We start from the raw sequence: 6,299 nt of genomic DNA, 5'->3' as shown, positions 1-6,299 counted from the left end.
GTAATAGGTTGTACCGTACCGGCCTGCCAGCTCTTTCATTGGCGGCAGCGGTCCGGGGCCATCATACACGCCGGTATCGATGTCGCGGGCAATCATTTGAGCGAGTCGACATGACGATGAAGATGTGAGCGATGCGTTGCTTTTGTCCGGAGAATTCACTTCCAATTCGAGGCGATCAAGGTCCTTTCCGGCTGCAGCAGCGATCCGATACCGCTTTCCCTGTCCCCCTTCTATGATACCTTTCTCCCGAAGAAAGCCGGCCGCTTTCAACATTGTCACCGGCGCCACTTCTGCTTGAGCTGCAAGTGATCGAAAGCCGGGTAAAACAGTACCTTCTATGCTGCCCAGGGCACGTATGGTGCTGATACAATATCGAATCGCCCTGGTAATACCATGTACATTCTCGCTGTTAGTCACACCTCAACCTTGTATGCTTGTTTATATAAATTTACATTAACTCAGGCAGAATTGCACGATAATTTCGTTATATTTCAAATCAGGGTCAGGATGAAACTGACTGCTACGATAGAAAAAATAATTTTGCATATTTACAAAAATATTATTTAAGCACATAATTAATTTGGCTCACTGATAAGGAAGAAACGTGTTAACTTAAAAGGAGGTTTTTTTAATCGCTTAATCAATTGATCTTTATTACATTATTCTGAGAGGGGATACAATGGTTACAAAATATCATGTTATTATTTTTACACTTCTTACGCTGGTTTCATCAAACATTCATGCTGCCGGTAACTGGCTTATCTACGGCGACCAGTCCTGCATCATTCGAAAAGACATACTTACCACCGGAGCAGCGTATAATCATCCGGCAAATATCGAACAACTTGCCAACGGCGATCTGATAATTGTCACGGTGGCCGGGCAGAGTGAAGGTGAATCCACGCAAATCGGAGCCTTTAAAAGTACCGACCAGGGAGAAACCTGGGGTAATCTGATTGATATTTCAACAGTAAGTGAATACTTCGATCCAACTGTACAACAGGCTGAAAACGGTGATGTCTATTGTTTTTATTACAATGGCTGTTGCAACGATCATAAATTCAGAATATCCACCGATAACGGTGAGACCTGGGGCTCAGAGCAGGATGTTCATTCAGACGAGATGGCATTGCAGGCAGGAGAGCAGAGCAACTGCCTGCGTCATCCCAACGGTGACTGGCTGTGTGGATGGTCCGAAACGGAAAACGGCGGCCAGGGATATACGAGTCATATTCCCCAGGGTGAAATGGGAAATCCTTCCAACTGGACCAAACATTTTGCTGTCGATCAATTCTGGAATCCTGACTTTATTGTTGTCAATCCAACCAATGTGGTTAACGGACATTTTCAGGAAATAGTCGCATTCTGCAGAAATGAATTTCATAACACAGGTCCCAAATGGGCTAAATCGCAGGATGGCGGTCAAACCTGGACGTCATTCGATTGGGTTGATCCTACAGAAAATGTGGGTTGCGTTGCAGATGAGGGCATCAAATTTGGCGCCGCGGGAACAGGGGTAAGCCTGGATCTTGGAACCGCCGGTGCTCCTTCCGGTAATCTCACCGGGTGGCATGTAATTGCACATGGCAGCGATGCACGCTATTGTACTGAATCCGGCTGTTCGGCGACGCTATGCGACCGATACTTTATGCGGATATGGATCGGCGACGATCCTCTGGATGCGTCGAGCTGGGAGGAAAAGCTCGAGATCAGGGAATCATCGGCCGGAAACGAGAACGCAGACTGTAGTATTATCCAGGCTCAGGACAGAAAAATCCATTTGATCTGGACCGGGCGGGAAGTTGAAGCTGTCCGGTATGCGAAAATCGATCCGGATATTCTCATTGGCGAAACAACTTCGATATCACGGTCACGTGCATCACAGGCTATTGCTTATAGCCCAGGCAAGGAAAACCGGAACGCAACACTCTACAGCGTAACAGGCGAATGCCTGGGATCAACCGGGATACACATACAGGCAAAAGGAATCGTTATCGAAAAACTGGGGTCAGGGTTGACACGACGGGTTCTTCTCAAGAACAATTAACTACCGGTTTTCGGCAAAAAGGTAGTGACCGGCCGCAATCGCCAAAGGGAGATTGCGGCTTTTGTTTTTGCGGGACGTTGTCGATAAGCAAAGCCCACACAATCTCTGCAATGATTTAATCCCATGATAATCATAGTGCTACAACGAACTGAATACCTCATTTCTCCAGCGTATTTTTTACTTACCTCCCCTTCTCCAGCCTTTCGGCCAGGAAGGTCGGCAGATTATTTGCCGCGATTTTTTTCTGGGTAAGGGTAAAATCGTAGCGCACTCTGATCAGGGAGACATGCTGTTCGTCCGAATCGTAGAGGGCATAGCAGGAGCGGGGATCGAAATCGCGTGGTTGCCCGACACTTCCCACATTGATCAGGTAGAAATGGCTTGCATCCAGCTTTATAGAATGAGTTGAGTGAAGGATAATCTTATCCTGTTCCTGGAGCATTATGGATGGCCAATGGGTATGGCCGATGAAATTGAGACGGCACACCAGGCTGTTGAACGCCTCAAAAACGGCAAGTTCACTGTCGGGAAATACATAAGCCCATTGTTCCCGTGTGGATGGTGACGAATGGGTGCAGAACATATTGTCGACCTGGGCAGTTAACTGGAGTGAAGAGAGGTGTTTTTTTGATTCGCTGCTGATATTCCTTTTTGTCCACTCCATCGCTGCATAGGCATAATAGGTAAAGGTCCGTGTGTCGACCCGTCCGATTGCAGCATAATCATGGTTTCCGGCCAGACAGAGATCAGACCGTTTTTTCACGAGATCGACACAGTCATTGGGATCGGGATAATAGCCGACAATATCGCCCAGACATATTACTTTGTCAACAGAACGCTCATCAATATCCCGTATTACCGCTTCGAGCGCTTCAAGGTTTCCATGAATATCGGAAATTATTGCATACCGCATTTCAGATAATCAGTTCCTTCTCGATAAAATATTCAGATCATCATAAATTATATTATTCTCAATGATCGATGACAACATAAAGATGAATTCCGAAGTAGATTATAAACAAAAGCTTAAAGATTTTAAGGCTCATATTCTTCCTGCGTCTTCGGTGCTTATTGTCGCTCACGACTATCCAGACCCGGACTGTATTGCCTCGGCCTATGGTTTGACCAAGCTTTTCGCCTCATGGAAAATTAAAAACAGTATCATTACATTCGGCGGATTTATCGGCCGAGCAGAAAACCGGGCCTTAATCAGATACCTTGATATTGAAATGATTCCCTTCCCGCTCATCGATCTTAAGGAATTCGACCGGATTGTCATGGTCGACTGTTTTCCGGGAAGCGGCAATGTTTCTCTTCCTGAAAATGCAACGGTTGATGCAGTTCTGGACCATCACATGAGCGAACCGGAGGGCGATGTTTCATACTATTACGATATCCGCAAAGATCTTGGCGCTACATCAACCCTGGTTGCGCAGTATCTCGATAAGGCAAAAGTCCATTTCAGTCGCGAAATTTCCACTGCGCTGTTTTATGGTATCAAAACCGATACCAGCGGTTTAGGACGGGATGCTCATCCTGAAGACGAGGAGTGTTATGTCAAACTTTTCTGTACGGTCAATCACACCAAACTTGCCCATATCGAAAATCCGGAACGGGATATAGAATTTTTCAAAACCATCCACCGCGGTTCCGAAGCTGCGATTGAATTCAATCATGTGGGATATACTCATCTTGGCGAAGTTACCGCACCGGACTATATTGCAGAGATGGCCGATTTTTTTCACAGTCTCGAGAGAATGGAATGGATGATTTGTTCGGGCATTTTCAAAAAAAGTATCTTTTTCTCGCTTCGCTCAAAAAATGTCTCCGGCGCAGGCAAAAAGGCTGTGACAATAGCAAAAAAGCTGGGTGGAAATGCCGGAGGCCACGGAAGACTTGCAGCAGGCCGTATCCCGCTCAACGGCGTTTCCGCTGAAGAACAGTTGAGCCGATTCATTGCAACTTTTAAAAAGGTTTTTCGTATTCAAAATAGTGATGGAGTTCCTATTTTGGAGAGGGAATAACAAATAGAATTGTAAATTTATACTATAGAGGATGAAAATATGTGGGATTATACCGAAAAAGTCAGAGATCATTATCTCAATCCCCGGAATGTAGGAGAAGTCGAAGCGCCGGACGGCGTTGGCGAAGTCGGTAACATAACCTGCGGAGATGCGCTTCGGTTGACTTTCAAACTGGATTCTGAGGGAAAAATTACCGATATCAAATTCAAAACGTTCGGGTGTGGAAGCGCTATTGCTTCTGCAAGTGCTTTAACCGAACTGGTTAAAGGAAAATCTATCGAGGAAGCTTCCACTATTACCAACAAACAGATAGCCGAAGCTCTTGGCGGTCTTCCAAAAGCAAAAATGCACTGCAGTGTCATGGGGCAGGAAGCTCTTGAAGCGGCAATTGATTATTACAAGACAGGTGGAAAAACAACCACCCCAAAGGAAAAGGAAGGTACTGTTATCTGTACATGCTTTGGTATTACCGACAAAGAGGTTGAACGGGCAATCAAAGAGAATAACCTTTCGACGGTTGAAGATGTTACCAGTTATACCAAAGCCGGCGGCGGTTGTGGCGGATGCCATCCCCAGATCCAGGAGATACTGAACCGTGTTGCAGGCGAGAAAAAAAGCAGGGCTCAATCTCGTTCCGGACGAATGACAACCATACAGAAGATCGATAAAATTCGAGAGGTCATCCAAAAGGAGATTAAACCTACCCTTGTAAAAGACGGCGGCGATTGCGAATTGGTTGATGTTGAAGGCAACAATGTCTATATCCAGTTCAAAGGCCATTGTGCCGGATGTGCCTTTTCATCGATGACCCTCAAGTCGGTTGTGGAAAAGAAACTGCAGGAACGAGTTTCAGAAGATCTTACGGTACAGGAGGCTCAGTAGAGACGTTCAACTGAACGCCCCTCCTGTACACCTGTATTACCCATACGGTTGTATCCCCAGATGCTGCATGGCCTCACCGACCGTGTAAAATGAACCGGTACAACATACCACCGGTGCACTGCTGCTCAAAGCTTCATCCATCGCCCGGGCAACCGTCTCCCTTTCGATAGCCTTTTCCTTCCATTCATCGGGAAGTGACTCTTTCAACGCTGCTATACCCGCCCCCCGATCGGTGTGGGGACTTGTTAAAATCAGTTGTACGGCAATAGTACAGAGGGCTGTAATCATCGCTACAAAATTCTTATCGCTCAATATGCCCGCGACAATACAGATGCCTCTGTTTTCAAATTTGCTTTTAAGCGTGGAAACCAGCGCATGTATTGCACCCGGATTATGAGCTGCATCGAAAACTAACGTTTTGCCCTTATATTTCACAATCTGGAATCGAGCGGGCATGAATACATTCTTCAGGGCTTCTGCGATTATTACATTTTCAGAAAATCCAAGCAGATGAGCTGTTTCAAGAGCAAGCATTGCATTGCTTACCTGATGTTTTCCTTTGAGTTGAATCGAATAGGGCTGGCATTTATAAACAAATAAGGTGCTTGTATTCGAATCGGTTACAGCATGGGCCGATGAGGGACTTATCAGCGTGAGAGGAGCCAAATTCTCCCTGCACCGTTTTTGAGCAACCCTGATAACATCGCTATTACCCGAATCAAGCATAACAACCGGCGTTTCGGGCTTAACGATGCCAAGCTTTTCTGCGGCGATGGAAACCAGATCCGTGCCCAGAAATGCTTCATGATCGAGATCGATATGCGTAATTGCTGATATACGGGGTTTAATAATATTGGTGGCATCCAGACGTCCCCCCATACCAACCTCATAAATGGCCCAGTCTACATTTTCACGCCTGAACAGCTCAAAAGCAATCAATGTAGTCACTTCGAAAAAGGTAAGGTCAAGCTCTTCGATGCAGTCTTCAATGCCCCTGTAGATATCGAGCCATGATTCGGGTGGAACAGGTTTTCCGTTTATCAGAAAGCGCTCTTCGAATTCCACAAGATGCGGCGAAAGAAAAAGACCTGTCTTTTTGCCGTAATGACGGAGAATCGATTCGATACACGCGCAGGTAGTTCCTTTGCCGTTCGTACCCGCTACATGTACTGAAGGACAGGCAAGATGGGGGTTCCCCAGACGTGCCGAAGCATCACTGATCTTCTCAAGCCCAAATTTGACTCCCCTTGCGGTAAGAGAATACAAATGCTGAATTATTTCATTGCGTGACTTCGTTTTCATACTCCCAACCCCGTTAAACCGGCATGTAATATACTATGCTCCAT

Annotated in this window: 6 protein-coding genes; 3 read left to right on the top strand and 3 right to left on the bottom strand. The window is 46.1% G+C overall.

Annotated elements, in window-relative coordinates:
- A partial coding sequence (locus tag GF401_14175; GenBank protein ID MBD3346200.1) for a hypothetical protein occupies positions 1-417 on the bottom strand: 417 nt, incomplete at its 3' end.
- Positions 418-679: 262 nt separating this feature from the next.
- On the opposite strand from GF401_14175, the gene GF401_14170 reads away from it, so the two are divergent.
- The gene (locus tag GF401_14170) at positions 680-2,047 is read left to right on the top strand and encodes a hypothetical protein (protein ID MBD3346199.1); all 1,368 of its coding nucleotides are present in this window, start codon (positions 680-682) and stop codon (positions 2,045-2,047) included.
- A 181-nt stretch (positions 2,048-2,228) separates the two neighbouring features.
- Here the strand turns inward: GF401_14170 and GF401_14165 are convergent, their stop codons facing one another.
- On the bottom strand, positions 2,229-2,960 hold the full coding sequence (locus GF401_14165; protein ID MBD3346198.1) for a metallophosphoesterase: 732 nt from the start codon (positions 2,958-2,960) through the stop codon (positions 2,229-2,231).
- Between the two features lie 61 nt (positions 2,961-3,021).
- Between GF401_14165 and GF401_14160 the strand changes: the two genes are divergently transcribed.
- Both GF401_14160 and nifU read left to right on the top strand, forming a co-directional pair.
- The gene (locus GF401_14160) at positions 3,022-4,071 is read left to right on the top strand and encodes a phosphoesterase (GenBank protein MBD3346197.1); all 1,050 of its coding nucleotides are present in this window, start codon (positions 3,022-3,024) and stop codon (positions 4,069-4,071) included.
- A gap of 39 nt (positions 4,072-4,110) precedes the next feature.
- Positions 4,111-4,953, top strand: a complete 843-nt coding sequence (nifU, locus tag GF401_14155) for a Fe-S cluster assembly protein NifU (GenBank protein MBD3346196.1) — start codon at positions 4,111-4,113, stop codon at positions 4,951-4,953.
- Positions 4,954-4,989: 36 nt separating this feature from the next.
- Here the strand turns inward: nifU and GF401_14150 are convergent, their stop codons facing one another.
- On the bottom strand, positions 4,990-6,255 hold the full coding sequence (locus tag GF401_14150; protein MBD3346195.1) for a hypothetical protein: 1,266 nt from the start codon (positions 6,253-6,255) through the stop codon (positions 4,990-4,992).
- Between the last annotated feature and the right edge of the window lie 44 nt (positions 6,256-6,299).

The sequence above is a fragment of the Chitinivibrionales bacterium genome (genome assembly GCA_014728215.1).
Taxonomy (GTDB): Bacteria; Fibrobacterota; Chitinivibrionia; order Chitinivibrionales; family WJKA01; genus WJKA01.
Note: the sequence above shows the minus strand (reverse complement) of the source record. Positions and strands in the feature narration are given on the sequence as shown.

Excerpts from the sequence above, each read along its gene's own strand:
- GF401_14170 (MBD3346199.1), top strand. The coding sequence starts at position 680 with ATGGTTACAAAATATCATGTTATTATTTTTACACTTCTTACGCTGGTT.
- GF401_14165 (MBD3346198.1), bottom strand. The coding sequence starts at position 2,960 with ATGCGGTATGCAATAATTTCCGATATTCATGGAAACCTTGAAGCGCTC.
- GF401_14160 (MBD3346197.1), top strand. The coding sequence starts at position 3,022 with ATGATCGATGACAACATAAAGATGAATTCCGAAGTAGATTATAAACAA.
- nifU (MBD3346196.1), top strand. The coding sequence starts at position 4,111 with ATGTGGGATTATACCGAAAAAGTCAGAGATCATTATCTCAATCCCCGG.
- GF401_14150 (MBD3346195.1), bottom strand. The coding sequence starts at position 6,255 with ATGAAAACGAAGTCACGCAATGAAATAATTCAGCATTTGTATTCTCTT.